The organism is Pseudogulbenkiania ferrooxidans 2002 (genome assembly GCF_000174355.1).
Taxonomy (GTDB): domain Bacteria; phylum Pseudomonadota; class Gammaproteobacteria; order Burkholderiales; family Chromobacteriaceae; genus Pseudogulbenkiania; species Pseudogulbenkiania ferrooxidans.
On sequence record NZ_ACIS01000003.1, the window covers coordinates 55,070 to 69,282 of the forward strand.

Consider the following 14,213-nt stretch of genomic DNA (forward strand, 5'->3'; position numbering starts at 1 on the left):
TTGGCGTTGTTGCCTAATCCTGGGGGCAGGTCACTCCGTCAGCCGACAAAACTAAGCAGTTGATAATACAATGATTTTTTATTTTCCGCCGCACAATCCCCTCGCCGACAGAGTTTCCACATAAAATACCCTTCTGACAAACAAGCAGGGAATACCGCCAAGCATGGCCACCATTCTGGTCACCGGCGCCGCCGGCTACATCGGGTCGCACACCTGCGTCGAACTCCTCGCCGCCGGGCACGATATCGTCGCCATCGACAACCTGTGCAACAGCAAGCGCGAAGCGCTCAAGCGGGTGACGCGCATCAGCGGCAAGGCGCCACGCTTCTACCAGGCGGATATCCGTGATCGCGCGGCACTTGCCCGCGTGTTCCGCGAGAACGACATCGACGCGGTCATCCACTTTGCCGCGCTCAAGGCGGTGGGCGAATCGGTCGCCCAGCCGCTGACCTACTACCACAACAACGTCGCCGGCACGCTGTGCCTGCTCGAGTGCATGCGCGAGGCCGGTGTACGCCGCCTGGTGTTCAGTTCTTCCGCCACCGTTTACGGCGATCCGCACACGGTGCCGATCCGCGAGGACTTTCCGCTCGGCCCGAGCAACCCCTACGGCCACAGCAAGCTGATGATGGAACAGGTGCTGCGCGACGTGGCAGCATCCGAGCCCGGCTGGCAGATCACTCTGCTGCGCTACTTCAACCCGGTGGGGGCGCACGAGAGCGGGCTGATCGGGGAAGACCCCAACGGCATCCCCAACAACCTGATGCCCTATATCAGCCAGGTCGCCGTGGGCAAGCTCGAAGCGCTGAACGTCTTCGGCAACGATTACCCGACCCCCGACGGCACCGGGGTGCGCGACTACATCCACGTGGTGGACCTCGCCGTCGCCCATTCACGCGCGGTGGAGAGCTCCCACGACGGGGTGCTGACACTGAACCTGGGAACCGGACGCGGCTACTCGGTGCTGGAGCTAGTGGCCGCCTTCAGCCACGCCAGCGGACGCGACATCCCCTACCGCGTCGCGCCACGTCGCGCCGGCGACATCGCCTGCTGCTACGCCGACCCGGCACAGGCTGAGGCGAGGCTGGGCTGGCGCGCCAGCCGTGACCTGGCAGCCATGTGCCGCGACAGCTGGCGCTGGCAGCAGCAGAATCCGGCCGGCTACCCCGACGACGCCACGCGATAACCCCTCCGCCCGGCAATCTGCCGGGCCTCTTGCTTGGCGCGGATGGCGACACCACTGCCGCTCATACCGCCTCGACGTTGCTGTGCACCTCGCTCTGGTGCAGCACCTCCTGAGTCCACAGGACGGCGTCTGTGTGGTAGCGGTTGATCAGCTCGTCGTCGAACTCCAGCATCTTGGCGATGGTATGCACTCGCGCCGTGTCGCCCTGCTCGCATGCCATGGCCAACAGCAGCTGCGGCGCGAACAGCCCCTTGTGGTTGACGATGGCCTCGCGCACCGGCGCCGGCAGTTCGATCGCGTTCAGCGTGTCGGGAAACGGGATATTCAGCAGGGCATCCAGCAAGGAGAACATGCCGGTCAGGAACAGGTGCTCGGCTTCCAGCTTGTTGCCCCGGTAGGCGCCGAGCCTTTCCATGAAGCGGGCGCGGATCAGCGACTTCTCGAGCAACGCCACCGAACGGCCGTCGTCCTTGCGCGCGGTGAACAGCAGCATCGACAGCCACTTGAACAGCGTGTCGCGCCCCAGCAGCATCAGCGTTTCCTCGATGCTCTGCACCTTGCGGCTCAGGCCGTTGACCGGCGAGTTGATGAAGCGCAGCAGCTTGAACAACAGCACCGAATCGAGCTTGAACTGCGCCTCGATCTCGCGGGTATCGGCGTTGGCGCGCAACAGGCGCATCAGTTCCAGCACCCGCACCTGGCTGGCGTCGCTCTTGCCGGTTTCCAGGCCGCGCACCAGCGTGACGAAGGAACCGTGGAACAGCGCGAAGCGATGGCTGCCCGGCGCGTGCAGGCAGACGTCCAGCTCCTCGGCGGTGCCGACGTTGCGCGCCAGCCAGCGTGCCTGCGGGTAGCGCTTGGGAAGCTGGTCGAGGATCGGCCCCAGCACGCGCGTGGACGGCGCGGCGAAGTCGAGCACCATGAAATCCATGCGGCCGAACAATTCCGGCTGCAGCCGCTCGGCCAACGCCTGGCTGTCGTAGCGCGCCGGCTCGACGGCAAACCGCAGGCCCTTCTGCTTCAGGGCATCCAGTCGCGGCAGCAGCGCCTCGGTCAGCGGCTCGTCACTGATCGGGTCGAGCACCAGGATCACGCTCTTGGCCGGCAGCTCGTCGAGCAGGGGCTCGTCGAGCGAGGCGATGGAGATGTTGACGAAGGCGCGGCGGTACGCCAGCAGGCGGAACACGTCCATGTTCTGCAGCGTGGAGAGCATCAGGCGATCGAATTCGCACTGCTTCTTGCCGGTCATCGCCGCCTGCTGAGCCTTGCGCACGGCGAACTCGTACGCCACCACGTGCTGCTGCCGGTCCATGATCGGCTGATGGGACACGAAGCCCAGCGTCGGCGGCAGGGTGACCGGCTGCTCGCGCGCCGCCAGGGTCATCTCGGTGTCGGGAGCGGAAACCGCCTCGGCGGGAGGGGGCTCCACTTCCTTGGAAGAGCCCCCCGTCAGGCTACCCAGCAGATTTTTCAGCATGATCAGAACATCCTTGAAAACCGCACGCTATGCATGAGGCATCGAGCCTCATACCACTCTAGCCGATCCGGCCGGGAATGCGCGGGGTATCGACGTGCACGTCGCCGCATTGCGCGCGATGGCGCAGGGCGTGGTCGATCAGCACCAGCGCCAGCATGGCCTCGGCGATCGGCGTGGCGCGGATGGCCACGCACGGGTCGTGGCGGCCGTGGGTCTCGACCATGATCGGGTTGCCCTGCTTGTCGATGGAGCGGCGCGGCGTGGCGATGCTGGAGGTCGGCTTGATGGCGATGTTGACCTCGATGTCCTGGCCGGTGGAAATCCCGCCCAGGATGCCGCCGGCGTGGTTGGAGGCGAAACCCTCGGGCGTCAGCTCGTCGCCGTGCTCGCTGCCGCGCTGCGCCACCGAGGCGAAGCCGGCGCCGATTTCCACGCCCTTGACGGCGTTGATGTTCATCATGGCGTAGGCGATGTCGGCGTCGAGGCGGTCGTACACCGGTTCGCCCCAGCCCACCGGCACGTTCTCGGCCACCACGCGCACCTTGCCGCCGACCGAGTCGAGGCTCTTGCGCACCGCATCCATGTAGGCTTCCAGCTCCGGCACGATGGCCTCGTCCGGGGCGAAGAAGGGGTTGGCCGAAACATGCTCCCAGCTGGTGAACGGGATGAGCTTCTCGCCGACCTGGCTCATGTGGCCGCGGATCACGATGCCGTGCTTCTCTTTCAGCCATTTCTTGGCGATGGCGCCGGCGGCGACGCGCACCGCGGTCTCGCGCGCCGAGGAACGGCCGCCGCCGCGCGGGTCGCGGATGCCGTACTTGTGCCAGTAGGTGTAGTCGGCGTGGCCGGGACGGAAGGTCTCGGCGATGTTGCCGTAGTCCTTGGAGCGCTGGTCGGTATTGCGGATCAGCAGCGCGATCGGGGTGCCGGTGGTCTTGCCCTGGTACACGCCGGAGAGGATTTCCACCGTGTCCGGTTCGCGGCGCTGGGTGACGTGGCGGCTGGTGCCGGGCTTGCGGCGGTCGAGCTCCTGCTGGATGTCCGCCTCGGACAATTCCATACCGGGCGGGCAGCCGTCGACGACGCAGCCGATGGCCGGCCCGTGGCTTTCGCCAAAAGAGGTAACGGTAAACAGCAGGCCCATGCTATTGCCAGACATCGCTTCATCCCTTGCTTATTTTTCGGTGATCGCGATCGATTTTAGCACGGGAGCGGCTTTGCTTCTGCGGCACGTTCGGCCGGCGCGGCAGGCGACCAACCCGCTACCAGGGGACGCTGCCGCTGCGACGGCGATACCAGCCGGTGACCGACAGGCGCTGCTGGCGGGCGGGCAGCACTTCGTGCCAGAAACAGTCGGACAGGAACAGCACCAGCGTGCCGGCTTCCGGCTCGATGTCGACGAACTGCTGGCATTCATCGTCCAGATAGAGCCGGATCTGCCCGCCCGCGTCCTTCGGCCAACCTTCGTTGAGGTAGAACACCGTGGTCAGGGTGCGCGCGTCGTCGTCGCGGAAGCGGTCGAGGTGTTTCTTGTAGAACGCGCCTGCCGGATAGACCGCGAAGTGCGACTCCAGCTCGGCCAAGCCCAGGTAGAGGCCGCGGTTGACCCCCCACATCACCTCGTCCATCGCCGCGTTGTACGCCGCCACAGCCGGTTGTTCGGCCACCTGGTCGAGCCACAGCACCGAGTCGGAACGGATTTCGGCACGCCGCGCCTGGCCGTCGGCGCGGCCGGTGGCGGCCTCGTGGAACAGTCCTTCCTCCCACACGTCCAGGCAGGATTCACGCAGCGCCGCGGTCAGCTCCGCCGGCAGGGCGTGGGGGATGACGATCCAGCCGTGCTCGGCGAGGGCGTCGATGGCGGTGTCGAGATCGAAGTTGAGCGCGCTCATAGGGTCTTTCAGCAAAATCGGTATGCTGCGGTTTCTATCATAGGCGCCAGCCCCTGGCCAATGCGCCAGATCAAGGCGCGGCGGACGAGCGGGACGGATGAGCCCTCAGCGCCTGTTTACGATCTCGCGAGCTAGAGCGAGGCAAGGCAAAAACGGCTGAGGAAGCGGAGTTTACAAGCAGTAAATGAGCATTCCGAAGACGTTTTTAACGCCGTATCGCCGACGCGCAGCAGATCGTAAACAGGCTCTCAGCGCGCCCAGCGGGCGGCGCGCCATTCCGCCAGCCCCGCCTCGTCCAGATAGCTCCACGCCACCAGCCGGCTCGTCTTCTGTCCCTGCGCCATGGCGATGGTTTCGACGCGGCGGGCACCGGCCTGCTTGAGCGCGCGGTACAGGCCCGGCAAGTTGGCCTCCTTCGACACCAGCGACGAGAACCAGCAGCACTGCCGGGCGAAGCCGGCGCTCTCGCTGACCATGGTGCGCAGGAAACCCGCTTCGCCGCCGTCGCACCACAATTCCGCATGCTGGCCGCCGAAGTTGAGCACGGTCTTGGCCGGCCGCTTGCCGCTCAGGTTGGTGAGCTTGCGGCGCGTGCCCGCCTCCGCCTCCTGCGCCGAGGCGTGGAACGGCGGGTTGCACAGCGTGAGGTCGAAACGGTCGTCGCGCTTAATCACGCCCCGGAACACGTTGGCCGAAGACGCCTGGCGGCGCAGCCTGACCGCCCCGGCCAGCACCGGGTTGGCGTCGACGATGGCCTGCGCCGAGCGCAGCGCCAGCGGGTCGATGTCCGAGCCGACGAAGCGCCAGCCGTACACCGCGCGGCCAATGATCGGATAGACGCAGTTGGCGCCGACACCGATGTCGAGCGCGTTGACGCGCGCCGGCAACGCCCCGCCGTTGCTGGCGGCCAGCAGGTCGGCCAGGTGATGGATATAGTCGGCGCGGCCGGGGATGGGCGGACACAGGTAGCCGGGTGGAATATCCCAGTGCGCGATGCCGTAATGGTGCGCCAGCAATGCCCGGTTGAGCATCTTCACCGCCGCCGGGTCGGCGAAATCGACGCTGTCGTCGCCGTAGGCATTACGGGCGACGAAGGGCGCGAGATCCGGACAGGCGGCGATCAGCGCCGCGAAATCGTAGCGCTGACGATGCGCGTTGCGCGGATGCAGCCCGGGTTTGGGTGGCGTGGTTTTGGGGTGGGTCATGAAATCGGCCACAAACAGGATGCGGCGGATTGTACGGGGTTTGCTCCCGCCTCAACACTGCCCCGTCGCCGCCGAGCCAGAACGCGGCCTGAACCCATCCACGCCGGGTACAAAAAAACCGCACGGCCATGGGCCGTACGGTTTGGTGCCGTCCGCGAGAACCGGGGCTTGCGGGGCTCAGGCGTCCAGGTTCTTCGACACGATCTCGTACACGTCGCGCGACAGCGGCAACGCCAGCAGACGCTCCAGCTCGGCCTTCATCAGGCCGCGGCGCACCGGCTCGAGTTTCTTCCAGCGGTTGAACAGTTGCACCAGCCGGCTCGCCACCTGCGGGTTGAAGGCGTCGATGGCGGCGACCTGCTCGGCCAGGAAACGGTAACCGGAGCCGTCAGCGGCGTGGAAGTGCAGCTGGTTGCGGCCGAAGCTGCCCAGCAGCGCACGCGCCTTGTTGGGGTTCTTCAGCGAGAAGGCCGGGTGTTCCAGCGCCTCGCGCACACGCGGCAGCGTGTCCGGCAGCTGGCAGCTCGCCACCAGCATGAAGTACTTGTCCATCACCAGCGCGTCGTCCTGCCAGCGCCGGGCGAATTCGGCGAAGCAGTGGTCGCGCTCCGCGCCGGCGCGGTCGCGCAGCGCCGACAGCGCCCCCATCTGGTCGGTCATGTTGTCGGCCTGCAGGCACTGCGTTTCCGCCGCTTCGGCCGGCCAGACGTCGTCGAGACGGCACAGCATGGCCAGCGCCAGGTTCTTCAGCGCGCGCTTGCCGGCATCCTGCGGCCGGTAGCTGCGGGTCTGCTGCAGATCGTAGGCCTCGTGCCACTCGCCGCGCAGCGCCTGCGCCAGACCGTCGAGCATCGCCTCGCGCACCTCGTGGATCAGCACCGGATCGGCATCGTCGACCAGTTCCAGCAGCTCGGCCTCGGCAGGCAGCGTCAGCATCAGCGCCTTGAACGCCGGATCGGCGGCATGGTCCTTCAACACTGCGCGGAACGCCGCCACCAGCGTTTCGGAGGACGAGCCCTGGCGCCCGGCCTGACGCTCGGCGATCTGCTGGCGCAACAGGCGCTGCCCTAGGGTCTGGCCCGCCTCCCAGCGGCAGAACGGATCGCTGTCGTGTGCCATCAGGAATGCCAGTTCGTCGTCGCGCCAGGCGAAGTCGAGCCGCACCGGCGCCGAGAAGCCACGCAGCAGCGACGGCACCGGCTCGGCCGGCACGTCGACGAACACGAAGCGTTGTTCGGCCAACGTCACGTCGAGCACGCGCGAGGTGCCCGCCGCGTCGCTCTCGCCCTCCAGCCGCAACGGCAGGTCGGCGCCGTCCTCGCCCAACAGGCCCAGCGCCAGCGGGATGTGGAACGGTTGCTTGTCGGACTGCCCCGGCGTCGCCGGGCAGCTTTGTTTCACCGTCAGCGTGTAGCTCTGCTCGGCCGGAGTGTACTGGCCGCTCACGCTCAACAGCGGCGTGCCGGCCTGGCTGTACCACAGCGCGAACTGCGCCAGGTCCACGCCGTTGGCGTCGGCCATGGCAGCGCGGAAGTCGTCGCAGGTGACGGCCTGGCCGTCGTGGCGCTTGAAGTACAGGTCCATGCCCTTGCGGAAGCCGTCGCGGCCGAGCAGGGTCTGGTACATGCGCACCACCTCGGCGCCCTTCTCGTACACCGTCATGGTGTAGAAGTTGTTCATCTCGATGTACGACTCGGGACGGATCGGGTGTGCGGTCGGGCCGGCGTCTTCCGGAAACTGCAAGGCGCGCAGCTGCTTGACGTCGCTGATGCGGCACACCGCGCGGCTCGACATGTCGGCCGAGAACTCCTGGTCGCGGAACACCGTCAGCCCTTCCTTCAGCGACAGCTGGAACCAGTCGCGGCAGGTGACGCGGTTGCCGGTCCAGTTGTGGAAGTATTCATGGCCGATCACGCCCTCCACGTTGTGGAAGTCGTCGTCGGTGGCGTTTTCCTGGCGCGCCAGCACGTACTTGGTGTTGAAGATGTTGAGGCCCTTGTTCTCCATCGCCCCCATGTTGAAGTCGCCGACCGCCACGATCATGTAGATGTCGAGGTCGTACTCCAGGCCGAAACGCTCTTCGTCCCATTTCATCGCACGCTTGAGCGACTCCATGGCATGCGCCACCTTGTCCTGGTCGGCCGCCTCGGTCCACACCTCCAGCGTCACCTGGCGCCCGCCCGGGGTGGTGTGGCTGTCGCGCCGCACCGCCAGCCGCCCCGCCACCAGCGCGAACAGATAAGCCGGCTTGCGGTAGGGGTCGACCCAGCGTACCCAGTGGCGCTTCTTGTCGACCATGCCCTCGCCCACCTTGTTGCCGTTGGACAACAGCACCGGGTACTTCTGCTTGTCGGCGACGATGGTGGTGGTGAACTTCGACATCACGTCCGGACGGTCGAGGTAATAGGTGATCTTGCGAAAGCCCTCCGGCTCGCATTGGGTGAACAGGTTGCCGTTGGAGGCGTAGAGCCCCATCAGGCTGGTATTGGCGGCCGGATCGAGCTCGGTCTCGATCTCCAGGATGAAACTGTCCGGCACGTCGGCGATCACCAGCGTCTCGTCGCCCAGGCGGTAGCGCCCTTCGGCCAATCTTTCGCCGTCGAGCGTCACCGCCACCAGCTTGGCGCAGCCGTCGAGCCGCAGCTCGGTATCGTCATGACCGCTATGGCGCCGCACGAGCAGGCGCGAATAGACGCGCGTCACCTCGTCGAAGATGTCGAACTTCAGGTCCACGCGGTCCAGGTTGAACGCGGGAGCCTGGTAATGTTTCAGGTATTTCACTTCGGGTTGCTGGGCCATGTCTTCACCTAATCAAGGGCCGTTTCAGGTGATTCCGCCCTGCTGCTGCTCGCTGGCGTGGTCGGCCAGCCGCGCAGACACCACTGCGGCGGGATAGCGCCGCAGCGACAATTCGGCCCGGCGATGGCGGGCCTGGCGGAATCCGTGTTTCAGTGTTTGAGCCAGCGCGCGCCGGCAGGTTTCAGCAACAGCCGGCAGGTATCGGCCGGGGCCGCCTGCAGCAGCACGTTGAACGTCATCAATTGGTCTCGCCGGAAGGCGTGCAGCTTCACCGTCTCGCCCGGCTGGAAGCGCGCCAGCGCCTTGTCCAGATCGCCCACCTTCAGGCGGTCGAGCGCCACCACCACGTCGCCGCCGGAGAGGCCGGCCTGCTGCGCGGCGCCGCCATCCAGCACGTGGGTCAGCTTCACCCCGAGCAGGTCGCTGGCGCTGCGCACGCCCAGCACCGCCCGCGCCGGCTTGTCTGCCAGCGCGTCGACCACGCCACCGCGGTCGTTCACCCCCTCGGCCGGCGCCAGCGCCATCTCCACCCCCTGGCTCGCCAGCAGCTCCGGCAGCGGCAGGTCGACGGTGGAGCGCAGCGCACGATCGAAGAAGGCGCGCAGATCGAGCCCGGTGGCCTCTGCCGCGAGGCGCTCCCACTCGTCCTCGGCCAGCCCCTGGCCGTCGGCCAGCCACTTCTGCCACAGGGCGCGCATCACGTCGTCGAGCGACTTGGCGTCGCCGCTCTCGCGCCGGATCAGCAAGTCCAATGCCAAGGCCGCCAAGGCACCCTTGGTGTAGTAGCTGACCAGGCTGTTGGGGCTGTTCTCATCCTGACGATAGTACTTGGTCCAGGCGTTGAAACTGGATTCTTCCAAGGTCTGCTTGCGCCGCCCGGCACCCCGCTCGACGCCGCTGATGGTCTCCGCGAGCAGGCCGAGGTAACGCTTCTCGTCGATCAGCCCGCAGCGCACCAGCGTCAGCTCGTCGTAGTACGAGGTCACCCCCTCGAACGCCCACAGCAGACGGGTATGGTTTTCCCGGCTCAGGTCGTAGGGGGAGAACGCCGCCGGCTTCAGGCGCTTGACGTTCCAGCTGTGGAAGTATTCGTGGCTGATCAGCCCCAGGAGGCGCAGATAGCCGTCGCCGATGGTCTTGTCGCCCGCCTGCGGCAGGTCGTCGCGATTGGCCAACAGCGCGGTCGAGGCGCGATGCTCGAGCCCGCCGTAGACGTCCTTGCCGACGTAGAGCAGAAACACGTAGCGCTCGAACGGCGCGGGTTGGCCGAACAGATTGATCTGCCATTCGCAAATCTTCTTCACGTCGCGAGCCAGGCGCTTGAGGTCGGCCCGGAAACGGCCGGCGACGACAAACTCGTGCGGCACGCCGCAGGCCTTGAAGCTGACGCGTTCGAACGCCCCCATCTCCACCGGGTGATCGATCAGCTCGTCGTAATCGGCCGCGCGGTAGACGCCGAACCCGGATTTTTTCTTGACCTCGTGCGCCGGCAGGCTGGTGGCCAGCTGCCAGTCGGCGAATGCCTTGCCCTCGGGCGGCTGGATCGCCACCTCGCAGGGGCTACTTTGGTAGCCTTCCGCCATCAGGAACACGCTGCTACCGTTAAAAAAGCCGCGCTCGCCATCGAGGTACGCGCCCCGCACCGACAGGTCGAAACAGTAGACCTGATAGCGCAGGGTCAGCTTCCCCGCCACCGGAGCCGCCTGCCAGCTATGCTTGTCGAGCTGGGTCAACGCCACCGCCTGTCCGGCGGACTCGGCCTGCAGCGTCACGATCTGACGGGCGAATTCGCGAATCAGGTAGCTGCCCGGAATCCAGGCCGGCAAACGCACGATCTGCCCCTCGCTGGCCGGGCGCACCACCGTCATGACGACCTCGAACAGATGGGCTTCGGGCGAGAGGGGGGATATCTGGTAGCGGACGGGCACGGTCATGGCGAATTACCTGTCATGGCGAAAAGCGCCGATTCTAGCATCGCACTGCGCGGAATGCTGCCCGGCAAGCCGAGTTGATCCAAATCAAAGGTCCCTTGCCTGATGACAATATAATCCGGAACAGTCGCAGCATCGGGTGAGAGCACCCGGGAGGGAAATTCCGCGGACCGAAATGCCGGACGATAGGCGCCAAAAGCACAAGCCACGGCTGGTCCGGCCAATGCAATTGTTTTAGAATGATTCAGATAAATAAAGGGGGAAACTGCGTCTGTTGCCGCCATGAGCGAGCAGTGGCGCGCCCCGGGCAACGATCATGCCCTTGATTTATCTCAAGTTCGGAATTTCAGCGAGTTGAAGTCCCTTTCCACATGGGGACGGAAAACCGGGCTTCAAGTCGCCACGGATTGTAAAAAAAGTTCTGAGTTAGCAACCTTGGAGAGAATCGTAAATGGAATCGCAATCCACTTATAACTATAAGGTGGTGCGCCAGTTTGCCATCATGACCGTCGTATGGGGCATTGTTGGCATGCTGGTGGGCGTCGTCATCGCCGCCCAGCTGGTGTGGCCGGAGCTCAATTTTGGGCCCTACTTCCACTTCGGCCGCCTGCGCCCGCTGCACACCAACGCCGTCATCTTCGCCTTCGGCGGCTGCGGCCTGTTCGCCACCTCGTACTACGTGGTGCAACGCACCTGTAACGTCCGGCTGATCTCGGACAAACTGGCTGCCTTCACCTTCTGGGGCTGGCAACTGGTGATCCTGGCCGCGGCCATCACCCTGCCGCTGGGACTCACGTCCAGCAAGGAATACGCCGAGCTCGAATGGCCGATCGATATCCTGATCACCATCGTCTGGGTCGCCTATGCCATCGTGTTCTTCGGCACCATCGCCATCCGCAAGGTCAAGCATATCTATGTAGCCAACTGGTTCTACGGTGGCTTCATCCTGGCCGTGGCGCTACTGCACATCGTCAACAACCTGGAAATCCCGGTGACGATGTGGAAGTCCTACTCGGTGTACAGCGGTGCCGTCGACGCCATGGTGCAATGGTGGTACGGCCACAACGCCGTGGGCTTCTTCCTGACCGCCGCCTTCCTCGGCATGATGTACTACTTCGTACCGAAGCAGGCTGGTCGCCCGGTGTACTCCTACCGCCTGTCCGTCGTGCACTTCTGGGCGCTGATCTTCACCTACATGTGGGCGGGCCCGCACCATCTGCACTACACCGCCCTGCCTGACTGGACCCAGTCTGTCGGCATGGTGTTCTCGCTGATTCTGTTCGCACCGTCCTGGGGTGGCATGATCAACGGCATCATGACCCTGTCCGGCGCCTGGCACAAACTGCGCACCGACCCGATCTTGAAATTCCTGGTGGTCTCGCTGTCGTTCTACGGCATGTCCACCTTCGAAGGCCCGATGATGGCCATCAAGACCGTGAACGCCCTGTCGCACTACACCGACTGGACCATTGGCCACGTGCACTCCGGCGCTCTGGGTTGGGTCGGTTTCATCACCATCGGCTCGATGTACTACCTGCTGCCGCGCCTGTTCGGCCGTGAAGAAATGCACAGCATCAAGCTGATCGAAGCTCACTTCTGGCTCGCTACCGTCGGCGTGGTGCTGTACATCGCCGCACTGTGGATTTCCGGCGTGATGCAGGGCCTGATGTGGCGCGCACTGAACCCGGACGGCACCCTGACCTACGCCTTCGCCGAAGTCGTCAAGGCCACCTACCCGTACCACTTTGTCCGCCTCTTGGGTGGTGCCCTGTACCTGACCGGCATGCTGGTCATGGCTTACAACACCTTCCGTACCGTCACTGCCGGTCGCGCCGTTGACGCCAAGATCCCGTCCGTCACCGCCTCGGCACACGCTTAAGCGGAAAGGGTTAAGAAGAACATGGAAAAGATTCAGAAACTGGTTGAAGAGCACGTCGGCTACCTGATCGTATTGACCGTCCTGGTGATCAGCGTGGCCGGCCTGGTGGAAATCGTACCGCTGATGTTCCAGAAATCCACCACCGAGCCGGTCGCCGGCGTCAAGCCGTACAACGCGCTGCAACTGGCGGGGCGTGACATCTACATCCGCGAAGGCTGCCACGTCTGCCACTCGCAGATGATCCGCCCGTTCCGTGCCGAAACCGAGCGTTACGGTCACTACTCCGTGGCCGGCGAGTCGGTTTACGACCACCCGTTCCTGTGGGGTTCCAAGCGCACCGGCCCGGACCTGGCCCGTGTCGGCGGCCGCTATTCCGACGAATGGCACCGCGTGCACCTGACCAACCCGCGCGACGTGGTACCGGAATCCAACATGCCGGCCTTCCCGTGGCTGGCCAAGAACCTGGTCGACGCCGAAGTGCTGCCGAAGAAGATGGCCGCACTACGCAAGGTAGGCGTGCCGTACACCGACAAGGACATCGCCGAGGCAACCGCCCAGGCGCAAGGCAAGTCGGAACTGGACGCTGTCATCGCCTACCTGCAAGGTCTCGGTCTTGCACTCAAGAACGTACGTTAAGCCATGGATTGGACCAATCTGGGGCGCAGCCTGTTCACGGTGTTCTGCTTCGTCGTGTTCATCGTGATCCTGCTGGGGGCCTACAGCAAGAAATCCAAGAAACGGTACGAGGAGGCAGCCAACCAGCTGTTCCTCGATGACGACAAGGTGCAGGAGGCCGGCAAGGACTCGCCGGCCTCCAACGGAGCAAAACAATGAGTGATTTCGTAAGTGATTTCTGGGGCGTATACATCGCCGTCGTAGTAATCGTCGGCATCGTAGGCCTTGCCTACCTGCTCTTCAGCCAGTCCAAGACTAACCTGAAGAAGGGCGAGAAGGTCGAGACCGTCGGCCACGTCTGGGACGACGACCTGGAGGAGTACAACAACCCGCTGCCGCGCTGGTGGATGATGCTGTTCTACATCACCCTGGTGTTCGGCGCGGTGTACCTGGTGCTCTACCCCGGCCTTGGAACCTTCAAGGGTATCCGCGGCTGGACGTCGGTCGGCCAGTACAACGAGGAGCGCAGCCAGGCCGAAGCCAAGTACCAGCCGCTGTACGACAAGTTCCTGAAGCAGGACATCCAGACCGTGGCGGCCAATCCGGAAGCCCAGGCCATGGGCAAACGCCTGTTCCAGACCTACTGTGTGCAGTGCCATGGTTCTGACGCCCGCGGCGCCAAGGGGTTCCCGAACCTGACCGACAACGACTGGCTGCATGGCGGCACGCCGCAGAAGATCGAGGAGACCATCACCATCGGCCGTCACGGTCAGATGCCGGCCTGGGGTGCGGCATTCGGCGAGGAAAAGGTCAAGGACGTGGCCAACTACGTGATGTCGCTGTCCGGCAAGAAACATGACGCCGACCGCGCGGCTCGCGGCAAGGAAACCTTCTCCGCCGTGTGCGCGGCCTGCCATGGCCCGGACGGCAAAGGCAACCAGGCCATGGGGGCTCCGAACCTGACCGACAACATCTGGCTGTACGGTGGTACCGAAAAGACCATCATCGAGACCATCACCAACGGTCGCAACAACCAGATGCCGGCCTGGAAGGACTTCCTCGGCGAAGGCAAGGTACACCTGCTGGCGTCCTACGTCTGGGGGCTGTCCAACAACACCAAGGCTCAGTAAGTCTTGATTCGCAATACTGCCCGCTCATCGCGGGCAGTATTGCTTGGCACCAATGCTTAGCATGCAAACATAATATAAAATTTTTAATAGAAGCTTTCG

At 64.7% G+C, this 14,213-nt stretch carries 12 protein-coding genes; 5 read left to right on the forward strand and 7 right to left on the reverse strand.

The features are described 5' to 3' along the window. The first annotated feature begins 163 nt into the window (after positions 1 to 163). On the forward strand, positions 164 to 1,186 hold the full coding sequence (gene galE, locus FURADRAFT_RS05350) for a UDP-glucose 4-epimerase GalE (RefSeq protein WP_008953104.1): 1,023 nt from the start codon (positions 164 to 166) through the stop codon (positions 1,184 to 1,186). A 61-nt stretch (positions 1,187 to 1,247) separates the two neighbouring features. On the opposite strand, the gene FURADRAFT_RS05355 is transcribed toward galE, so the two are convergent. The 7 genes from FURADRAFT_RS05355 to FURADRAFT_RS20690 all read right to left on the reverse strand — a co-directional run bounded on the left by FURADRAFT_RS05355 (position 1,248) and on the right by FURADRAFT_RS20690 (position 10,774). Further along, positions 1,248 to 2,663, reverse strand: coding sequence for an EAL and HDOD domain-containing protein (locus tag FURADRAFT_RS05355; RefSeq protein WP_008953105.1), 1,416 nt, complete (start codon positions 2,661 to 2,663; stop codon positions 1,248 to 1,250). Between the two features lie 58 nt (positions 2,664 to 2,721). Further along, entirely contained in the window at positions 2,722 to 3,822 is a 1,101-nt protein-coding gene (gene aroC / locus FURADRAFT_RS05360; RefSeq protein ID WP_008953106.1) for a chorismate synthase, read from the reverse strand. A gap of 103 nt (positions 3,823 to 3,925) precedes the next feature. Then, the gene (locus FURADRAFT_RS05365) at positions 3,926 to 4,555 is read right to left on the reverse strand and encodes a 2OG-Fe(II) oxygenase (RefSeq protein ID WP_008953107.1); all 630 of its coding nucleotides are present in this window, start codon (positions 4,553 to 4,555) and stop codon (positions 3,926 to 3,928) included. A 248-nt stretch (positions 4,556 to 4,803) separates the two neighbouring features. Continuing rightward, positions 4,804 to 5,760: a 23S rRNA (adenine(1618)-N(6))-methyltransferase RlmF gene (gene rlmF, locus FURADRAFT_RS05370; protein ID WP_008953108.1), complete on the reverse strand. Its 957-nt coding sequence runs from the start codon at positions 5,758 to 5,760 to the stop codon at positions 4,804 to 4,806. Positions 5,761 to 5,937: 177 nt separating this feature from the next. Then, on the reverse strand, positions 5,938 to 8,559 hold the full coding sequence (gene pepN, locus FURADRAFT_RS05375; protein ID WP_008953109.1) for an aminopeptidase N: 2,622 nt from the start codon (positions 8,557 to 8,559) through the stop codon (positions 5,938 to 5,940). A 149-nt stretch (positions 8,560 to 8,708) separates the two neighbouring features. Then, positions 8,709 to 10,493 carry a M61 family metallopeptidase gene (locus FURADRAFT_RS05380; protein ID WP_008953110.1) on the reverse strand — a complete coding sequence of 595 codons (1,785 nt, stop codon included), beginning with the start codon at positions 10,491 to 10,493 and terminating at the stop codon, positions 8,709 to 8,711. Continuing rightward, positions 10,490 to 10,774 (reverse strand): hypothetical protein, encoded by a 285-nt coding sequence (locus tag FURADRAFT_RS20690; protein ID WP_160165308.1) that lies wholly within the window; start codon positions 10,772 to 10,774, stop codon positions 10,490 to 10,492. Before FURADRAFT_RS20690 ends, FURADRAFT_RS05380 begins: the two co-directional genes overlap by 4 nt. A 167-nt stretch (positions 10,775 to 10,941) precedes the next feature. Here FURADRAFT_RS20690 and ccoN point away from each other — a divergent pair, with 167 nt between their 5' ends. Genes ccoN through ccoP form a run of 4 tightly spaced genes read left to right on the forward strand, consistent with a single transcriptional unit; the run spans position 10,942 to position 14,114 of the window. After that, positions 10,942 to 12,369, forward strand: coding sequence for a cytochrome-c oxidase, cbb3-type subunit I (gene ccoN / locus FURADRAFT_RS05385; RefSeq protein WP_008953111.1), 1,428 nt, complete (start codon positions 10,942 to 10,944; stop codon positions 12,367 to 12,369). Between the two features lie 21 nt (positions 12,370 to 12,390). Next, positions 12,391 to 13,005 carry a cytochrome-c oxidase, cbb3-type subunit II gene (gene ccoO / locus FURADRAFT_RS05390; protein WP_008953112.1) on the forward strand — a complete coding sequence of 205 codons (615 nt, stop codon included), beginning with the start codon at positions 12,391 to 12,393 and terminating at the stop codon, positions 13,003 to 13,005. 3 nt (positions 13,006 to 13,008) lie between these two features. Then, a complete protein-coding gene (locus FURADRAFT_RS05395; RefSeq protein ID WP_008953113.1) occupies positions 13,009 to 13,203 on the forward strand; it encodes a cbb3-type cytochrome oxidase subunit 3 in 195 nt (64 codons plus the stop codon). Continuing rightward, a complete protein-coding gene (ccoP, locus tag FURADRAFT_RS05400) occupies positions 13,200 to 14,114 on the forward strand; it encodes a cytochrome-c oxidase, cbb3-type subunit III (RefSeq protein WP_008953114.1) in 915 nt (304 codons plus the stop codon). Before FURADRAFT_RS05395 ends, ccoP begins: the two co-directional genes overlap by 4 nt. The last annotated feature ends 99 nt before the right edge of the window (positions 14,115 to 14,213 follow it).

What these genes read in the sequence shown, in the direction of transcription:
- FURADRAFT_RS05380 (WP_008953110.1), bottom strand. Translation starts at nt 10,493, where the DNA reads ATGACCGTGCCCGTCCGCTACCAGATATCCCCCCTCTCGCCCGAAGCC.
- galE (WP_008953104.1), top strand. Translation starts at nt 164, where the DNA reads ATGGCCACCATTCTGGTCACCGGCGCCGCCGGCTACATCGGGTCGCAC.
- FURADRAFT_RS05395 (WP_008953113.1), top strand. Translation starts at nt 13,009, where the DNA reads ATGGATTGGACCAATCTGGGGCGCAGCCTGTTCACGGTGTTCTGCTTC.
- FURADRAFT_RS05365 (WP_008953107.1), bottom strand. Translation starts at nt 4,555, where the DNA reads ATGAGCGCGCTCAACTTCGATCTCGACACCGCCATCGACGCCCTCGCC.
- aroC (WP_008953106.1), bottom strand. Translation starts at nt 3,822, where the DNA reads ATGTCTGGCAATAGCATGGGCCTGCTGTTTACCGTTACCTCTTTTGGC.
- FURADRAFT_RS05355 (WP_008953105.1), bottom strand. Translation starts at nt 2,663, where the DNA reads ATGCTGAAAAATCTGCTGGGTAGCCTGACGGGGGGCTCTTCCAAGGAA.
- FURADRAFT_RS20690 (WP_160165308.1), bottom strand. Translation starts at nt 10,774, where the DNA reads ATGGCGGCAACAGACGCAGTTTCCCCCTTTATTTATCTGAATCATTCT.
- ccoP (WP_008953114.1), top strand. Translation starts at nt 13,200, where the DNA reads ATGAGTGATTTCGTAAGTGATTTCTGGGGCGTATACATCGCCGTCGTA.
- ccoO (WP_008953112.1), top strand. Translation starts at nt 12,391, where the DNA reads ATGGAAAAGATTCAGAAACTGGTTGAAGAGCACGTCGGCTACCTGATC.
- ccoN (WP_008953111.1), top strand. Translation starts at nt 10,942, where the DNA reads ATGGAATCGCAATCCACTTATAACTATAAGGTGGTGCGCCAGTTTGCC.
- rlmF (WP_008953108.1), bottom strand. Translation starts at nt 5,760, where the DNA reads ATGACCCACCCCAAAACCACGCCACCCAAACCCGGGCTGCATCCGCGC.
- pepN (WP_008953109.1), bottom strand. Translation starts at nt 8,559, where the DNA reads ATGGCCCAGCAACCCGAAGTGAAATACCTGAAACATTACCAGGCTCCC.